Source organism: Arthrobacter sp. StoSoilB19 (assembly GCF_019977275.1).
Taxonomy (GTDB): domain Bacteria; phylum Actinomycetota; class Actinomycetes; order Actinomycetales; family Micrococcaceae; genus Arthrobacter.
Genome location: NZ_AP024650.1, coordinates 665,269 through 681,244, shown reverse-complemented (window position 1 = coordinate 681,244; position 15,976 = coordinate 665,269). Strand labels below are relative to the sequence as shown.

Genomic DNA, 15,976 nt, shown 5'->3' with positions numbered 1-15,976 from the left:
GTCCTTGCCAGTCGTGGCGGTCTCACCAGTCGTGGACGGTGCCGTCGACGAGGCGGTTGTAGGGCAGGTAGGCCTGCTGGTAGGGGTAGGCCGCGGCGGCTTCTTCGTTGAATTCGACGCCGATGCCCGGTTTGTCGCCCGGGTGCAGGTACCCGTCCACGAACGTCATGGACTGCTCGAAGACCTCGTTGGTCTTGGCCGAGTGCTGCATGTACTCCTGGATCCCGTAGTTATGGATCGCCAACCCCACGTGCAGCTGCGCCGCGAAGCCCACCGGGGAAATATCGGTCGGACCGTGGAAACCGGACTTGATCTGGTACTGCGCCGCGAAATCCATCACCTTCTTCAACGGACTGATCCCACCGAAATGCGTGGACGCCGCCCGCACATAATCAATCAACTGCTCCTTGATCAGCGTCTGGAAGTCAAACACCGTATTGAAGATCTCCCCGATCGCCAACGGCGTGGTGGTGTGCTGCCGCACCAGGCGCAGCCCCTCCTGGTTCTCCGCCGGCGTGCAGTCCTCCAACCAGAACAAGTCATACGGCTCCAACGCCTTGCCCAGCTTCGCCGCCTGGATCGGCGTCATCCGGTGATGCCCGTCATGCAGCAACGGCAACTCCGGCCCAAACTCGTTCCGGACCGCCTCAAACACCGTGGGCAGGTGCCGCAGGTACGCCCGGGTATCCCAGTCCTCCTCCTGCGGGAACGCACCCCGCCCGGCAGGCTCATAGTCATACCGCTCCCCCGACGCCTGCGCCTGCGCCGCCACCCCATACACGGCCTTGATCCCCGGGATCGCCGTCTGGATCCGGATCGACTTGTACCCCAACTCCAGATGCTCCCGCACCGAATCAAACAACGACTCAATATCCGCACCCGAAGCATGCCCATACGCCCGCAACCCGTTCCGCGACGCACCACCCAGCAACTGGTACACCGGCAACCCGGCCACCTTGCCCTTGATATCCCACAACGCCATATCCACCGCAGCGATCGCCGCCATCGTCACCGGACCCCGCCGCCAATACGCACTCCGGTACAGGAACTGCCACGTATCCTCAATCCGGTGCGGATCCTTGCCAATGAGCAACTGCGCCACATGCTCCTTCAGGTAGGCGGCCACAGCCAGCTCGCGGCCGTTCAGGGTGGCATCACCAATGCCCGTCACGCCCTCGTCCGTGGTGATCCGGAGGGTCACGAAGTTTCGGGTGGGGCTGGTAACGAACACTTCCGCGGCAATGATTTTCACAGCTGGTCCTTTCGGAGACGGTCGGTCGGAGGGGGCGTTGTGGCGTGAAGGAGTGTTTTCGGTGGTTAGTGGAGTTCCGCGTGGGTGGCGGCCTGCCGGCTTGTACCGGCGGCGGCTACAGCCTGGCGGGCTTTGATCTCGGCGACGATTTCCGCGTGGGCAGTGTCAGTGAGCCTGTAGAACTTCATGATGGCCATGCCCAGCCCACAGAGGACCAGGGGCACCAGTCCTGCGGCAAGCTGCAGCCCTTGGATGGTGGCCTCGCTTTGGCCGCTGTCCGACCGGACGTAGCCGGCGCTGGCAATGGCGTAGGCCATGACGGCTCCGCCCAGCGCCTGGCCCATCTTCCGGGTGAAGGAGAAGAGGGAGTAGATGATGCCTTCGGTTCGGACACCCGTACGTGCTTCGCCATACTCCACAGTGTCCGCCTCCAGTGCCCACACCACGATGTTCATCATCTGCACGCCCAGGAGGCTGATGACGAGCCCGGTGAAGGCCAGGTAGGTCAACGAGTGCGGGGCCAGCATGACCACCAGCGAACCGAGCACCACCAGGCCTCCGGCTGCCAGGTACAGGGCCTTCTTCCCCCAGCGCCGGACCATGGCCGGCGTGAGCACGATGACCACCACGGCCAGGACCACGTTGATGACGGCCATGGGCTGGGCAAGGCTGACATTCTGCAGCACGTCCCGCAGGTAGTAGACCTGGATGGTGGACAGCCCCGTGCTGGCGGTAAGCATCAGCAGGGATGAAATGCAGAGCATGAGCAGTGGACGGTTGCCCTTCAGGGTGGCCAGGGACTGCTTGAAGGTCACCTTGGGAACCTCGCGGTGGACCACTTCCCGGGTAGTGAAGACGGTCAGCAGGTAGAGCGCCATGCCCACCACCACGAAGGCAATGGTCAGCGTGGTGAAGAGTGGCTGCAGCTGCGCGGCACCCTGTTTGGTGAGCGGCGTGATGAAGAACAGCAGGCCGGAACCCACAACGAGTGAACCGCAGGAGCGGGCAGCGCCCAGTTTGGCACGCTCCGCCGGCTGCTGCGTCATGGCGCCGGCCAGCGAGCCGTACGGGATATTGACCATGGAGTATGCCAGGCCCAGGCCGGCGTAGGTCAGGTAGGCATACGCAAGCTTGCCGTCATGGCTCCAGTCCGCCGGGACGGAGAAGGTCAGAGCACTCATGATCAGCAGAGGAAGGCCACCGAAGAGGATGAAGGGGCGGAACTTGCCCAGCTTCCTGTGGAAGGTGCGGTCAACGATCCGGCCCGCGAAGATGTCCGCAAAAGCATCAAAGACGCGCACCAGGAGGAAGAGGGTGCCTGCTGCCGCCGCTGAGATACCGGCGACGTCCGTGTAGTACAGCAGGAGGTAGGTAGTGGAGAGGGTGAATGCAAGATTGTTGGCAAGATCCCCCGCGCCATAGCCGAGGATGCTGAGCTTGGTCAGCCTGTTCATTCTGAGAGTCCTAACGCGTCATTGCGGTGGTGGCCAAGAGAAGAAGTGCGGGCCGCGTGGGCGCGCCGGGTGTTGCTCCGGCAGTAATACTAACGAAACGGCAAACCCAGTGGCAACCGGTTGCCAAAAATTGCCATAATTTCGTTTCACACAAAATCTGCCCGGCACGCGCACGTGCCGGGCAGATTTGACTCATGATTATTCGGAAGCGGAACGCCCGGCAGCGGTGCCGCACAGGCTTTCCACCAGTCCCACCACACCGGCATCCCCTGCCAAGGCAGGGTCGACAACTGCCAGCAGCGCCTTGGTTCGCTCAGTGCCTGGCAGCCGGTTGGCGGCAGTCACGGCCTGCTCCAGAGGGTCGTGGAACGGGGACGCGGTGGCACTGTAGTCCATCCATGCGGCAATCATCAGCGCCGCCGCGGCACCGGACCGTCCGGCGGCGCGTTCAGCCTGCAGCACCGGGACAGCGCGCATCCGAAGTTTGGTACTGCCGTCCATGGCAATCTGGGCCAGGTTATGGGCGATCCTCGCGTTGCTGAAACGGGCCAGGAGAGCCTGCCGATACTCGGGTATCCGCAGGTCGGCGGGGCCGGCAAGGTTCGTTTCTGCTTCGTCCCAGAAAGCCTCCACTGCCCGCCTGCACCAGGGGTCGGCCAATGCCTCCGCGACGGTCGCATGACCCCGCAACTGGCCCGCATAAGCCAGCAGTGAGTGTGCGCCGTTCAGCAGCCACAGTTTCCGGTTCTCGTAGGGTTCGATGTCCTGGACGAACAGGGCACCTGCGTCCTCCCATCGCGGGCGGCCCGCGGGGAAGTCCCCGCTGAGCACCCAGCTTGAAAAGGGTTCAGCCACCACCGGGGAATTGTCCACGTAACCGCAGGCTTCCCGGACGACGGCGAGGTCCCCTTCCGTGGTCCTGGGCGTGATCCGGTCCACGGATGTGCTCACGAAGCTGACATTGCCCGTGACCCACGCGGCGAATTCGGAATCCCAGGCCCCGGCAAACCCCGCCACTGCCTGCCGTGCCACCGTGCCGTTGTTGGACAGGTTGTCGCAGCAGACAATCGCGATCGGCCCGGAACCGGCTTCCCGGCGGGCGGCGAGCGCAAGCACCAGCCGTCCCAACGGCGTGGTGGGCCGTCCGCTGCCGGAACCCAGCAGCGCAAGGTCGGCGGCGACGTCGGGCGCCTTGGTGTCCAGCTTGCCGTCCGCACCCAACCCGTAGGCGGCCTCGGTGATGGTCAGCGTTACCAGGGCGGTCTCCGGTGCAGCCACGAGGGCGGCAAGCCGCTCGATGTCCGCACCGTCCAGGGCCTCCACGATGCTGCCCATGACAGTAAAGGAGTCCCCCTCGTCTGCGCGTTCCACCAGCGTGTAGAGACCATCCTGTTCAGCCAGGGCAAGGGCCGCATCCGGCCGGCGGCCAGTGAAGGCGGCGATCCCCCAGCCGGCGGAATCTGATGCCTGTTGGGTGTACCAGGCCTGGTGCGAGCGGTGGAAGGCGCCCAGCCCCAGGTGGACAATGCGGACCGGCGCCTTGGGCACCTGACGGAGCGTCCGGTTCAGCCGCGGAAGCTCCGCAGTGGGCGGCGTGGCCGACGGAGGGGTCGTAAAGGGGGCACTCACAGCTTGAACACCCGGCGGGGTGAGGCGTCCACGATGTCCACGATCAGTTCGTGCGCCCGCTCTTCGGTGACCCGGTGCTCGGCCACGAGCCGCGCCAGGAAGGAGGCTTCGATCCGCCGGGCCGTGTCATGGCGGGCCGGGATGGAGCAAAAGGCCCGGGTGTCATCGATGAAGCCGGAGGACCGGGAGAAGCCCGCCGTCTCCGTCACGGCAGACCGGAAACGGAGCATGGCGTCCGGCGCATCCAGGAACCACCACGGCGCTCCCAGGTACACCGACGGGTAGAACCCGGCCAACGGGGCAAGTTCCCGGGAGAACACCGTCTCGTCGAGCGTGAAGAGGACCAGGTGGAAGTCCTTGGCGGTCCCGAAATCCTGCAGCAGGGGCCGGATGGCCTCGGTGTAGTTGACCGCCACAGGAATATCGTGGCCGGTATCCGCCCCGAACGCCTCGAACGTGGGGGCATGGTGGTTGCGGAAGGATCCGGGGTGGACGGTCATCACCAGGCCGTCCTCCACGGACATCCGCGCCATCTGGTAGATCATGTGCGCTTCGAAGGCTTCCCTGTCAGCTGCATCCGCCTGGCCGTTGCGCCCGCGCTCAAAAAGCCGCTCCGCCTCGGCGTCGTCCAGCTTCAGGGTGGCAGGAGTGAAAACGCCGTGGTCGGCCGAGACGGCGCCCCGCTCCACGAAATGCCTGCGCCGGGCCTCAAGCGCCTTGATGTACCCGGCGTAACCCGAAGCGCCATCCCCCGCCGAAGCGATCAGGCGGTCCACGTTGTCCCGCCAGGCCGGGTGCGCCATGTTCAGGTACTGGTCGGGGCGGAAGGTGGGCAGGACACGCCCGGCAAAGGATGGGTCCGCGTGCAGCGCGGCGTGGCTGTCCAGTGAGTCCAGGGGATCATCCGTGGTGGCCAGCACCTCGATGTTGAATTCCTTGAACAGCTCGCGCGGCCGGAAGCCCGGCTCAGAGAGCTTGGCCTGCAGGGCGTCGTAAAGCCGGTCCGCGTTCTCCCGGGACGGTTCCTCCGCCAGGCCGAACACGTGGGCGAACTCCTGCCGGATCCAGTAACCGGATGCCGTTCCCTCAAAGGTGGGCCAGGCGGCACAGAAGTGGCGCCAGACCTCCCGTGACGCGGCGGGTTGGCTGCCCAGCCCCAGCTGGTCCATGGGCACCCCGCCGGCGTGGATCAGCCGGGTGACGTAGTGGTCCGGGGTGACCAGCAGGGCAGCCGGGTCCGGGAAAGGGGTATTCTGCTCGATGACCGCAGCGTCCACGTGCCCGTGCGGGGAGATGATGGGCAGCCCTTCCACAGTTGTGAACAGTGACCGTGCGATGCTCCGGACACCGGGATCAGCCGGCAGCAGCCGGTCGGGGTGTTCCGCAATCGGCGCTCCCACGGGTCATCGCCTCCCTGCGGGGACGGAAAGTCCCGCCAGCGCGGCCGCGGAGCGGAGGTAGTCAAGGTTATCTGCCGTCCGTTCAGCCAGCGGGAGTTCGGTGGAGAAGTCCTCCACCGTCACCCAGCCGTCATAGCCATGGGCCGCTAGTGCCTTGAAGTACTCCAGCACGCTGCCCTGGCCGGAACGCAGCGGGGCCCACTCGTTCCGGAAGATGGCGGCACCGGAGTCGTCGGTATTGCCGCTGTTGACCCAGACGGCGTTTTTGACGTGCACGTGGGCCAGGTAGTCGCCCAGGAGCTGGAACGCGGGGAGGTAGTCCTCCTGGCCTTCGATCAGCAGGTTGCCGAGGTCATGGATGACTCCCACGTGCCGCGGATCGAGTCCGTCCAGCAGCCGCAGCGCGGACGAGGCCGAAGCGGTGATGGTGCGGTGGTGCAGTTCCACGAGTGCCTTCACGCCGTGGTGGGCAGCCCGTTCGGCGATCCACTCGAAGTCACGGCGGGCACCGGCAAACAGCTCAGGGTACGGGGTACCGCTGGCCGGTTCGTTCCCCCAGACGGCCGTTCCCAACGGAGGGGTGGTCACCCGGACCTGCCCGGCGCCGAGCCTGGCAGTGGCGGCCAGCATCCGGTCAACGTCCGCATGGTTGTCGCACCGTGCATATCCCCCGATGCCGGAGAATTCCAGGCCCGCGCCGGATGTGAGGGCGGCAATCCGGTCCAGCTGGTCCTCCATGCCGGTGAGCGGGACGGTGGCCTTGTTGCCGGCCCAGAAGCCCGGCTCGGCAGCGTCGGCCTGGTCGGTGATCCGCCACTCAATGCCATCCCAGCCCTGCCGGGCCAGGTGCTGCACTGCTTCGTCGGGGGTCCATTCGGGGGTTGATGCGGTAAATACTGAAAACTTCATGGCTCAGGCGCTTTCTGCCGAAGTGCCGCCGGTGCGGACTTCGAGGTCGTTGTACTTGCCGGCCAGGACATCGTCGAAGAGGACGGGCTGGCCAAGCGTGGCCGAAACGTAGACGGAACGCACCGCGGCGAGTGCGTTGACGGCGTCGCTGACGGTGACGCCGGCCTGCCGCCCACCGGCGATGGCGCCCAGGATGTCCCGGTACTGCCGGACGTGGCCGGCCGGATACACGGTGGGGTCCGCGGCCTTGTAGTCCTCCTCGGGGTATTTGGCCAGTTCCTGTTCCGCCTGGTTGCCCCCGCCCTGAAGGCCCATGTCCGCGGACTCGCCGCCCGCGTCCTTGCTGTGGAAGTACTGCAGCCGGTCGTTGTCCACCACCGCCGAGCCCTCGGACCCCATGAGCTGGACGCGTACGGTCAGCCCCGGGTAGGCAGCGGTGGTGGCGTGCAGGACGGCCAGGCCGCCGTTTTCGAAGGTGATGGTGGCAACGGCGGTGTCTTCCACCTCGATGCGTTCGTGCGCAAGCCTGGCGGTGTGCGCATGGATCTCAACGGGGCGTCCCATGAACCACAGCAGCAGGTCCACCGTGTGGACGCCCTGGTTCATCAGCGCACCGCCGCCGTCCATGGCCCAGGTGCCGCGCCAGTCGCCGGAGTCGTAGTACCCCTGGCTGCGCCACCAAGCCACGGAAGCGATGGCGGACGTCAGCCGCCCGAAACGTCCTTTGGCCACAGCGTCGGCAACGGCGACGCTTGACTGGTCAAACCGGTGCTGGCTGATCACCGAGGCAACAATCCCCTTGCTGGCCGCTTCCTTGGCTGCGGCTTCGATTTCCTGGGCCCGGGTGAGGTCAACGTCGAGTGGCTTTTCGATCACCACGTGCTTACCGGCGGCCAGGACTTCCAGGCCCTGCTGGATGTGGAGGCCGCTGGGGGTGGCCAGGGCCACAAGATCGATGTCCTCAGCCGCAAAGGCCTCCGTCTGTGTGCTGTAGAGCGCCGGCCTCTGGCCGCCGCGCTGTTCGATAAAGTCCGCCAGGGCCTCGGCGGCGGCCGGGATGGCATCCACCAGTGCCACGATCCGGGCTTCCGGAAATGCCTCGAGGGCTACGGCGTGGGTGCGCCCGATGACGCCGCATCCGGTGATGGCTACGTTAAGGGTGCTCATGCGGTCTGGACTCCTGCTTCTGCGGTGACTTTTGCAAAGGCGCGTGCTGCGATGCCGAACGCGGTGGGGCCGGAGAAACCGCCCAGTCCGTGGGCACCGGCGAGGTGCGGCTCCAGGGAGGCGAAGCCCTGGTACCCGTCTGCCTTCAGGGCCTCCACGGTGCGGAGCACATCCCCGTCGCCTTCACCTGCCGGCACCACGTGGCCGTTTTCAAACAGTGCGTCCTTGACCTGCAGGTACTCAAGGTGCGGACGCAGTTTGGCGTATCCCTCATCGAAGGGCTTGACCCCCACCTGGACGAAGTTCGCGGCATCCCATGCCACCTTCAGCGCGGGCGAGTTGACGGTTTCGATGATGTCCAGGACGCGGTCTGGTACGTCACCGAAAATGTCTTTCTCGTTCTCGTGCAGCAGGATCACGCCCGCTTCCGCAGCCACATCGGCGAGCGCCCGCATGCGTTCGATGACGGCATCGCGGATGGACTCGACCTGCACGGACTCGCCGTAGTAGAAGGAGAAGATGCGGATGTACCTGGCGTCCAGGACCTTGGCGGCGTTGACCGCCCGGCGCAGCCGTTCCACCTCGTGCTCCACCGGCAGGCTGACGTCCACCTTGCCAATGGGGGAAGCGACGGCGGAGACCTTCATGCCCTTCTCCGCCAGCAGGGACGCCAGGGACTGGAGCTGTTCATCGCTCAGGTCCACGATGTTGGTGCCCCAGGCGCTGCGGACTTCAATGTGGTTGGCGCCGAGGGCCTGCAGCACTGCTATCTGGACCGCTGGGTCGTCGTCGATTTCGTCGCCGAAGCCTGACAGCTGCCACGTGACCTGGGTGGTCGAAACCATGGTTATTTAACTCCTCCGGCGGTGAGCCCGCCTACTAGGTAACGCTGGAAAATCAGGTAAAGAATGACCACAGGAGCGGCGCAAACCAATGCCGCCGCCATCATCTGGCCGTAGAACGGAATGGCGCCGCCTTCCTGCGAAGCACCAAAGATTTGGAGTGCGACGGCGGCCGTCTGGCTTTCCGGGCGGGTCATCACCGAGGCGAACAACACGTCATTCCAGCCCAGCAGGAAGGCGAAGATGCCCGAAACCACAATGCCGGGCCAGCTCAGCGGAAGGATGATCCGGAACAGGACGCCAAGGTGGGACGCGCCGTCGATCCGTGCTGCTTCTTCAAGTTCCTTGGGAAGCCCGCGAAGGTAGGTGACCATCACCCAGGTGGAGAACGGCATGGCGAAGGTGAGGTAGGTCACGAACAGGCCCCACTGGGTTCCGATCACCTGTATGCCGAGGTAGGTTGCCGCCGAGGAAAACAGGACGAAGACCGGCAGCACCATGAGGGTTCCGGGCACCGACTGCAGTGCCAGCAGCCCGCGGAGGATGGTCAGCCTGCCGCGGAAGCTGTAGCGGACCAGGACGAACGCAGTGGAGATGGACATCGCTGCGGAGACCACCGCGGTTGCTCCCGCCACCAGGACGCTGTTGGTGAGGCCGGTGGCCAGGCCAACGCTGGTCCAAATCTTCGAGTAGTTATCGAATGTGACTGAGGACGGCCAGAACTCGCCATTGGCCACCCCGATGTCCGAGTTCACCGAAGCCAGGAAGATGTACAGCACAGGGATCAGGACAAGTGCGCCGAGGAATACCAGGATGATGACCAGCAGGGGGCCCGGAAGGAGCCGGAGCACCTCATGCTGGCGGTGCGAGCCCGGACGGTCAACATCAACGGTTGACGCACTCCGCCGGGTGGCTGTCGTGGTGCTCATTTCTTCGCTCCTGGTGTTTCGGCGTCGTCAAGCTTGACGGCACGGAGGTAGACGAACAGCGGAATGGCGATCAGCACCAGGGAAATGAAGGCCATTGCGGCGCTGAGTCCAAAGCGGAAGCTCTGGAAGCTGGTGACGTAGGTCAGGATGGGGAGGACTTCGACGTCGGCCGGCGCAGGGACGCCGAACAGCACGAACGGGAGGGTGAAGTTGTTGATGTGGTGCAGCATCCCGATCAGGAAGGCCAGAGCCAGCGGGCCCTTCAAGTACGGGAACACCACGTACCGGAGCTTGTTCCACCACAGCGCACCGTCGAGTGCCGACGCTTCGTGCACCTCATGGTCCACCGACTGCAGGCCGGACAGGGCCAGCAGGTAGATGAACGGCCACGATGCCCAGATCTGGACCAGTACCAGCGTCCAAAAGGTCTGCGGGCCGTTGAGCCACAGCCCCACGTGGATCCCCACGGTGGCCAAGGCCTCGTCCACGATCCCGCCGGGCTGGAGCATGGTGCGCCAGACGGTGGCCACCACGAAGGATGGGAGGACGTACGGGATGAGGAAGACCGAGCGGATCACTGCCCGGCCCTTGAACGCGTTCTGCGTGGCCACCGCGGCGGCGATGCCCAGCGGCAGCGTCACCACCATGGCCAGCAGCGAGTAGCTGACACTGAGCCAGACGGCGTGCAGCAAGGGCGATGCCGTCACCGCTTCAACGAAGTTTTCGGCTCCGATGAGCGGCGCACTGATCCATTTCCGCAGGGTGTACTGGTCCAGGTTGAGGACGGACATGTAGATGCCCAGCAGCAGCGGGACCACGATGATGATGATCATCAGGACCCCACCCGGGATCAGCATCCAGAGCGGCCGGTTGCGTTCGCTCATTCCCTTGCGGCGCAGGCCGCCCTGGTGGCCGGGCTGTTGCCCGGCGTCGTGTGAATCGCGGGGCGCCCGGCCCGCGGCGGAATCCACCGCAGGCCGGACTTCATGAGAGGCGTCGGTTGACATCAGAACCTATCCTTTGGAGGCCCGGTCCAGGGAAGCCTGGCCCTTGTTCTGGGCGTCCTTGATCCTTTGTTCGAGTGCTGACTCGTCCACCTTGCCCGCGGCCAGGTCCGGGATCGACTGCACGGTGACGTTGAGGAGGCCGAGCTGGATATCGCCCCAGGCGCCAGTGAACGGTGTGGCCTTGGACTTGGCGGCGGCGTCAGCCACCGGCTTGAGCTTGGGGTCTGTCAGAGCGGCCAGGGCTTCGGCGTTTGCAGGCAGGTCGCCGAAGGTCTTCTGGTAGTTCAACTGCTCGTCCTTGGAAGTGATCAGTTTGATGTAGGCGAAGGCAAGGTCCTTCTGCTTGGAGTAATCAGCCACCACCAGGTTGTCGCCCGAGAGGATGCTGGCGGCCTCGCCATCGGACTTGGACTGCGTCTCGCCCGGTGCGACCGTGGGCATCAGGGCGTACTCGTACTTCCCGGCAACTGCGGACTTGTCCAGGGTGGGGATGGAGCTGGAGGTGGTCATCATCAGGTAGCCGGCCTTGCCGCTGGCGAAGGCCGCCACGGCGTTGCTGTTGCTCCAGCCGACGGAAGCAGGGTCAACGACCTTGTCCTGGGTCAACCAGCCGAAGTACGTCTGGTAGGCCTTCTTGACGGTGGGGTCGTCCATCTTGAGCTTGTTACCGTCGACCAACGGGTTTCCGGCCTGGACGGCCATGGCCCAGATGAACTTCCAGGGGTCATAGTTGTCCTTGTAGCCCGTGGCGATGCCATAGGTATCAGCCTTGGTCATCTTCTTGGCCTGGGCTGCGAGCTCGTCCCAGCTGGTTGCGGGCTTGTCAATGCCGGCCGCGGCGAGCAGGTCCTTGTTGTACGCCATCACGAACGGGCGGCTGACGAAGGGGATGCCGGCCTGGTGGTCCTTGTCCGGGCCGGAAATACCGAGGGCAGCCTGGTTGAAGCGGTCCTTGCCGCCAACCTTCTTCCAGTCGTCATCCGAGAGGGTGACGAAGGCCTTGGTGGCATAGGCCGTGGGGGTGAAGGTGGTGCCGAGTCCGTAGACATCCGGCCCCTGGCCGGAGACCACGGAAGTCTGGATGCGGGTGAGCTCGTCGTTGGCCGAGGCGAAGGTTTCAAACTTCACGTCGGCCCCGGTTTCAGCCTTGAACTTGGCGGCAATATCGCTCTGCCACTGTTTCTGCTGCTCGGGGTATTGGCTGAGAACGCCAGTCAGGACGTTCAGCGTCTTGCCCGTCCCGTCCACTTTGCCGTCCGCATTCGTGGACCCTCCCCCACCGGTCCCGGAACCCGAACCGCAACCGGTCAGGGCCAGTGCTGCAGCCGTAACAATCGCCGCAAGCCCAGTAGTCGATTTAAACCTCATTGTTTTTCTCCTCTAGGACACCCACATGGCCACATCCGTCCTGTGGCGGAAATCACTGCAGGCGACTCGAATGCCAGTCTAGGAAGGATGCAACAACTCCGGCAAGCGGTTGCCAAAAGTTGCCAAAAATGGTGGGATTAAGGCACAGAGTCAGGGGCCTCGCCGGCGTTAATTGTCGACGACGGTTCGTCCAGCCAGCGAGGAAAGGTCCAGCGTCATGGCTGATCTACCCGTCGAAGCCACCACGCGCGGTGCGCTAGACCTTAACGCCGGTGCAAACCGGCCGCCCACCATCCGCGACGTGGCGGAACTGGCCGGAGTGGCCACCTCCACGGTGTCACGTGCCCTGTCGCGGCCGGACCGGGTCAATGCGAGGACCCGGCAGCGGATCGAAGAGGCAGCCGCGGAGCTGAACTACGTGCCGAGCTCCCAGGCGCGGGGACTCAGTTCGGGGCGCACCAACGCCGTGGCGGTGCTGGTGCCCGATATCACCAACCCGTTCTATTTCGACATCATCCGGGGCACGCAGCACCAGCTCAAGGCAGCCGGTTACACCCAGCTGCTGGTGGACACTGAAGAATCCAACGAGGTGGAACTCGATGCATTGCACAAGATGCGCAAATCCGCCGACGGTTTCATTCTCGCTGCCTCCCGCCTGACGGACGCCCAGCTGGCGGAGGTCTCGCGGACGCAGCCCCTGGTCACCTTCAACCGCGCCTCCACGAGCGCTCCCACGGTCATGATCGATACGCCGTCGGCCATCATCCAGGCCCTGGAACACCTGGCCTCCCTGGGCCACCACAAGGTCTGCTACGTCGCCGGACCACCCACGTCGTGGTCAAACCAGATGCGGTGGAAGGTCTTCGAGGAGGACGCGAAACGGCGCGGTATGGAGGTCCACCGGATCGGGCCCTACACCCCGAAGACGACGTCGGGGGCTGCCGCGGCAGACGCGGCGGTCAGGACGGGTGCCACTGCCTGCATCGTCTTCAACGACCTGTTGGCCATCGGCATGCTCCAGCGCCTCCAGGCCCGCGGCATCCGCGTCCCGGAGGACATGAGCATCATCGGGTCCGATGACATCTTCGGCGCGGACTTCTGCAACCCGCCCCTGACCACCATTTCAAGTCCCATCGAACAGGCCGGCCGGGTGGCGGTGTCCATGCTGCTGGCCCAGCTCAACCCGCTGGCGGGAAGAGCCGCCCGGCAGCTGGCGGTCATGCCCACCCACTTGACCATCCGGGAGTCCACAGGCCCTGCACGACTATAGGAAGGCGAGGCTCATTCCCCCCCCCCCCCCCCCCCCCCCGGACGTCCGCGGCGGGCGATGGCGTCAACGACTTCCTGCCTGGAAAGGCCCCGCTGGCGCGGGTCCAGGTGGGGGCCGCTCCGGCGGGCGTACGACGGCGGGAGCCACCCGCCGTCGTACGCCCGCCCTGGAAAATCAGTGCTTAGGCTTCCACCAGCCTGGACCCCGCCGGAACCCCGGCCGGAACCTCCGCGGGAACGCCCGGCTCACCGCGCCCGTACAGCCAGTCGTTGTACTGGAAGTTGTTGTCGCCGCGGCTCTTGAACAGCATGTTCCGCAGGACGCGTGCCACGCCGCCCACGTGCCAGGACTCGCCCCAGATCCGGGCGGTGCGCTGCACTCGGGCCGTCCGCGCGGCGCGGGCTTCGTTGAACCCGCGGAAGGCAGCTTCCCAGGCGCCGGCGTCGATGCCCTCGGGCGTGAAGACCTTTTCGCGGGCCACGTCCTGCAGGACTGCCGCGTCCTCCAGCGCCTGGCAGGCACCCTGGGCCAGGTACTGCAGCATCGGGTGGGCGGCGTCGCCGATGAGTGCCATGCGGCCGGAAACCCAGTTCTCGATGGGGTCGCGGTCGTACATGGGCCAGCGGATGCCGGTGGCCAGGTTCTTCAGGGCTTCCTGCACAGCGGGGACGCAGTCCTTATAGGCTGCCTCGAGCTCGTCCACGCCGCCGTACTGCTCTTCGCCGCGCTCGAAGGACGGGGACTTGAACACCGCCACGGTGTTGAGCAGCTGGCCCTTGCGCAGCGGGTACTGGACCAGGTGGCAGTCCGGTCCCAGGTAGACGATGACGTCCTCCAGGTCCGCGGCCGGGGTCTCCTCGGTGATGGGCACGGTTCCGCGGTACGCCACGTAGGCCGAATTCACCGGACCGTCATTGGCAACGGTGCCGCGCAAGGTGGACTTGAGCCCGTCCGCAGCCAGGATGGCGTCGGCTTCAAAGACCTCGCCCTTGGCGGCGTAAGCGCGGGCCCGGTCGCCGTCGGTTTCCACCTTCTGCACCAGGACGTCGTTCACCAGGGTGACGCCGGCTTCCTGGCAGGCTTCGAGCAGGATCCGGTGCAGGTCGCTGCGGTGGATGACGACGTAGGGGGCGCCATAGCGCTCCTCGAACTCACCGCCCAGGGTCTGGCGGGTCAGCTCCTCGCCGGTGATGGCGTCGCGGAACACCAGGTGCTTGGGCTGGACGCCAATTTCCAGCGCCTTCTCCAGCAGGCCCCAGCGCTTCAGGACGCGGGATGCGTTGGGGGCCATCTGCAGGCCCGCACCCACTTCACCGAAGGCCGGTGCCACTTCAACCAGGGTGACGCCGGCGCCGTTTTCGCGAAGCGCCAGCGCTCCGGCAAGCCCGGCCATGCCGCCGCCCACCACGAGGACGTCGGTGGACGCTTTGACGTTAGACATTGGAAACTCCTACTGCTGTTGATTTCTTGATTTTGATGCCGACTGCTGCGAGCAGGACTGCTGCTGCGGCGGCTGCTCCGGCAAACGCCAGGAAGTTTGAGTTGACGCCCAGGCCCGCTGCGAGCAGGAGCCCGCCGGCCTGCGGTGCGGCCACTGCCCCGATGCGGCCCACGCCGAGTGCCCAGCCAAGGGCAGTACCGCGGAGGTGTGCCGGATAGTGGCTGGCCACGGCCGCGATAATCAGGCACTGGGTGCCGTGCGTTCCCACGCCGGCCAGCACCAGCATGAAATAGACGACGGCGACGGGCGGCCCGGACACCAGGACCACCAGGGCGACGGCGGCCACCGCCGCTGCCGCAATCGCCGTGGGGATGGGCCCGAACCTTGTGCCGGCCCAGGCGGTCAGCACCGAGCCCGCCACGGCGCCGAGGTTGAGCGCCAGCGCGAACGTCAGGGCGGAGCCAAGGTTGTACCCGGCCAGCTGCATCAGGTTGGGCAGCCAGGTGCCCAGCCCGTACCAGGCGAACAGGGTCACCAGGGTGCCGATGGCAAACAGCAGGCTGGTGCCGAGGTAAGGCGCCCGGAGCAGGGAGCCGAATCCCACGGACTCCTTCGCGGTGCTGCCGCCGGTTGTCTTGGGTGCCAGTGTTTCCGGCAGGTAGCGGAACCCCAGCGGGATCACCACCACCAGGGCGACGACGGCCACGAGGAACATGATGGGCCAGCCGAAGGCCGGAATCAGCGGTATGCCCACCAGCGCGGCGAGGGAGCCGCCGATGGGAACGCCGGACATCATCAGGGTGGCGATGGTTGACCGCCATTTTTCCGGCACGAGTTCGGCCACCAAAGCGTTGGCAGAGGGCACCAGGCCCCCCAGTCCGATGCCGGCCAGCAGGCGGAGGCCGCCGAAGACCGGCGCATTGGGGGCAAAGGCGCAAAGGATGGTGAACGCGGAAAAAACGATGGCGCAGCCGATGATGGTGCGCCGCCGGCCCCAGGTATCGGACATACGGCCGGCAAAGACCGCTCCAATCATCATGCCGACAAAGGCCATGGACCCGATGGTCCCGGCCGTGGCCTTGGTCAGGCCCCAGCCGGTGTCGCTGATGAGTGAGCCCTGGACGGTGCCGTAGACGATCAGGTCGTAGCCGTCGAAAACGACCAGCAGCCAGCACACCAGGACGGCAAGTACGGAACGCCGGGGGAACCCGGAAAGGCCTGCGCCCGAGGTGGGGGCGGCCGTGCGCTGCGGCGCTGCAGCGGAAGTTGTGTGATTCATCCCACCACTGTGCTGGCAGTCATACCAGC

At 65.6% G+C, this 15,976-nt stretch carries 13 protein-coding genes; 1 reads left to right on the top strand and 12 read right to left on the bottom strand.

Annotation, left to right across the window (positions count from 1 at the left end):
- Positions 1 to 22: 22 nt before the first annotated feature.
- The 10 genes from manD to LDO86_RS03235 all read right to left on the bottom strand — a co-directional run bounded on the left by manD (position 23) and on the right by LDO86_RS03235 (position 11,957).
- A complete protein-coding gene (gene manD, locus LDO86_RS03280) occupies positions 23 to 1,252 on the bottom strand; it encodes a D-mannonate dehydratase ManD (RefSeq protein WP_144601039.1) in 1,230 nt (409 codons plus the stop codon).
- Between the two features lie 65 nt (positions 1,253 to 1,317).
- Positions 1,318 to 2,706, bottom strand: coding sequence for a glucuronide transporter (uidB, locus tag LDO86_RS03275; RefSeq protein WP_018772185.1), 1,389 nt, complete (start codon positions 2,704 to 2,706; stop codon positions 1,318 to 1,320).
- 198 nt (positions 2,707 to 2,904) lie between these two features.
- A complete protein-coding gene (locus LDO86_RS03270) occupies positions 2,905 to 4,254 on the bottom strand; it encodes a mannitol dehydrogenase family protein (RefSeq protein WP_018772184.1) in 1,350 nt (449 codons plus the stop codon).
- A 77-nt stretch (positions 4,255 to 4,331) separates the two neighbouring features.
- A complete protein-coding gene (uxaC, locus tag LDO86_RS03265; protein WP_018772183.1) occupies positions 4,332 to 5,735 on the bottom strand; it encodes a glucuronate isomerase in 1,404 nt (467 codons plus the stop codon).
- 3 nt (positions 5,736 to 5,738) lie between these two features.
- Positions 5,739 to 6,644, bottom strand: a complete 906-nt coding sequence (locus LDO86_RS03260; RefSeq protein ID WP_018772182.1) for a sugar phosphate isomerase/epimerase family protein — start codon at positions 6,642 to 6,644, stop codon at positions 5,739 to 5,741.
- A 3-nt stretch (positions 6,645 to 6,647) separates the two neighbouring features.
- Complete coding sequence (locus tag LDO86_RS03255; protein ID WP_018772181.1) at positions 6,648 to 7,811, bottom strand: Gfo/Idh/MocA family oxidoreductase; 1,164 nt, start codon at positions 7,809 to 7,811, stop codon at positions 6,648 to 6,650.
- Positions 7,808 to 8,656 (bottom strand): sugar phosphate isomerase/epimerase family protein, encoded by an 849-nt coding sequence (locus LDO86_RS03250; RefSeq protein WP_018772180.1) that lies wholly within the window; start codon positions 8,654 to 8,656, stop codon positions 7,808 to 7,810. Before LDO86_RS03250 ends, LDO86_RS03255 begins: the two co-directional genes overlap by 4 nt.
- A 2-nt stretch (positions 8,657 to 8,658) precedes the next feature.
- A complete protein-coding gene (locus LDO86_RS03245) occupies positions 8,659 to 9,582 on the bottom strand; it encodes a carbohydrate ABC transporter permease (RefSeq protein ID WP_018772179.1) in 924 nt (307 codons plus the stop codon).
- On the bottom strand, positions 9,579 to 10,589 hold the full coding sequence (locus tag LDO86_RS03240) for a sugar ABC transporter permease (protein WP_018772178.1): 1,011 nt from the start codon (positions 10,587 to 10,589) through the stop codon (positions 9,579 to 9,581). The genes LDO86_RS03245 and LDO86_RS03240 overlap by 4 nt, the downstream gene beginning before the upstream one ends.
- Before the next feature lie 6 nt (positions 10,590 to 10,595).
- Positions 10,596 to 11,957 carry an extracellular solute-binding protein gene (locus LDO86_RS03235; RefSeq protein ID WP_026266211.1) on the bottom strand — a complete coding sequence of 454 codons (1,362 nt, stop codon included), beginning with the start codon at positions 11,955 to 11,957 and terminating at the stop codon, positions 10,596 to 10,598.
- 217 nt (positions 11,958 to 12,174) lie between these two features.
- On the opposite strand from LDO86_RS03235, the gene LDO86_RS03230 reads away from it, so the two are divergent.
- Entirely contained in the window at positions 12,175 to 13,227 is a 1,053-nt protein-coding gene (locus LDO86_RS03230) for a LacI family DNA-binding transcriptional regulator (protein WP_018772176.1), read from the top strand.
- 181 nt (positions 13,228 to 13,408) lie between these two features.
- Here LDO86_RS03230 and LDO86_RS03225 read toward each other — a convergent pair whose 3' ends face one another.
- Positions 13,409 to 14,668, bottom strand: coding sequence for an FAD-dependent oxidoreductase (locus LDO86_RS03225; RefSeq protein WP_018772175.1), 1,260 nt, complete (start codon positions 14,666 to 14,668; stop codon positions 13,409 to 13,411).
- Entirely contained in the window at positions 14,661 to 15,947 is a 1,287-nt protein-coding gene (locus tag LDO86_RS03220; protein ID WP_018772174.1) for an aromatic acid/H+ symport family MFS transporter, read from the bottom strand. The genes LDO86_RS03225 and LDO86_RS03220 overlap by 8 nt, the downstream gene beginning before the upstream one ends.
- Positions 15,948 to 15,976: the final 29 nt, after the last annotated feature.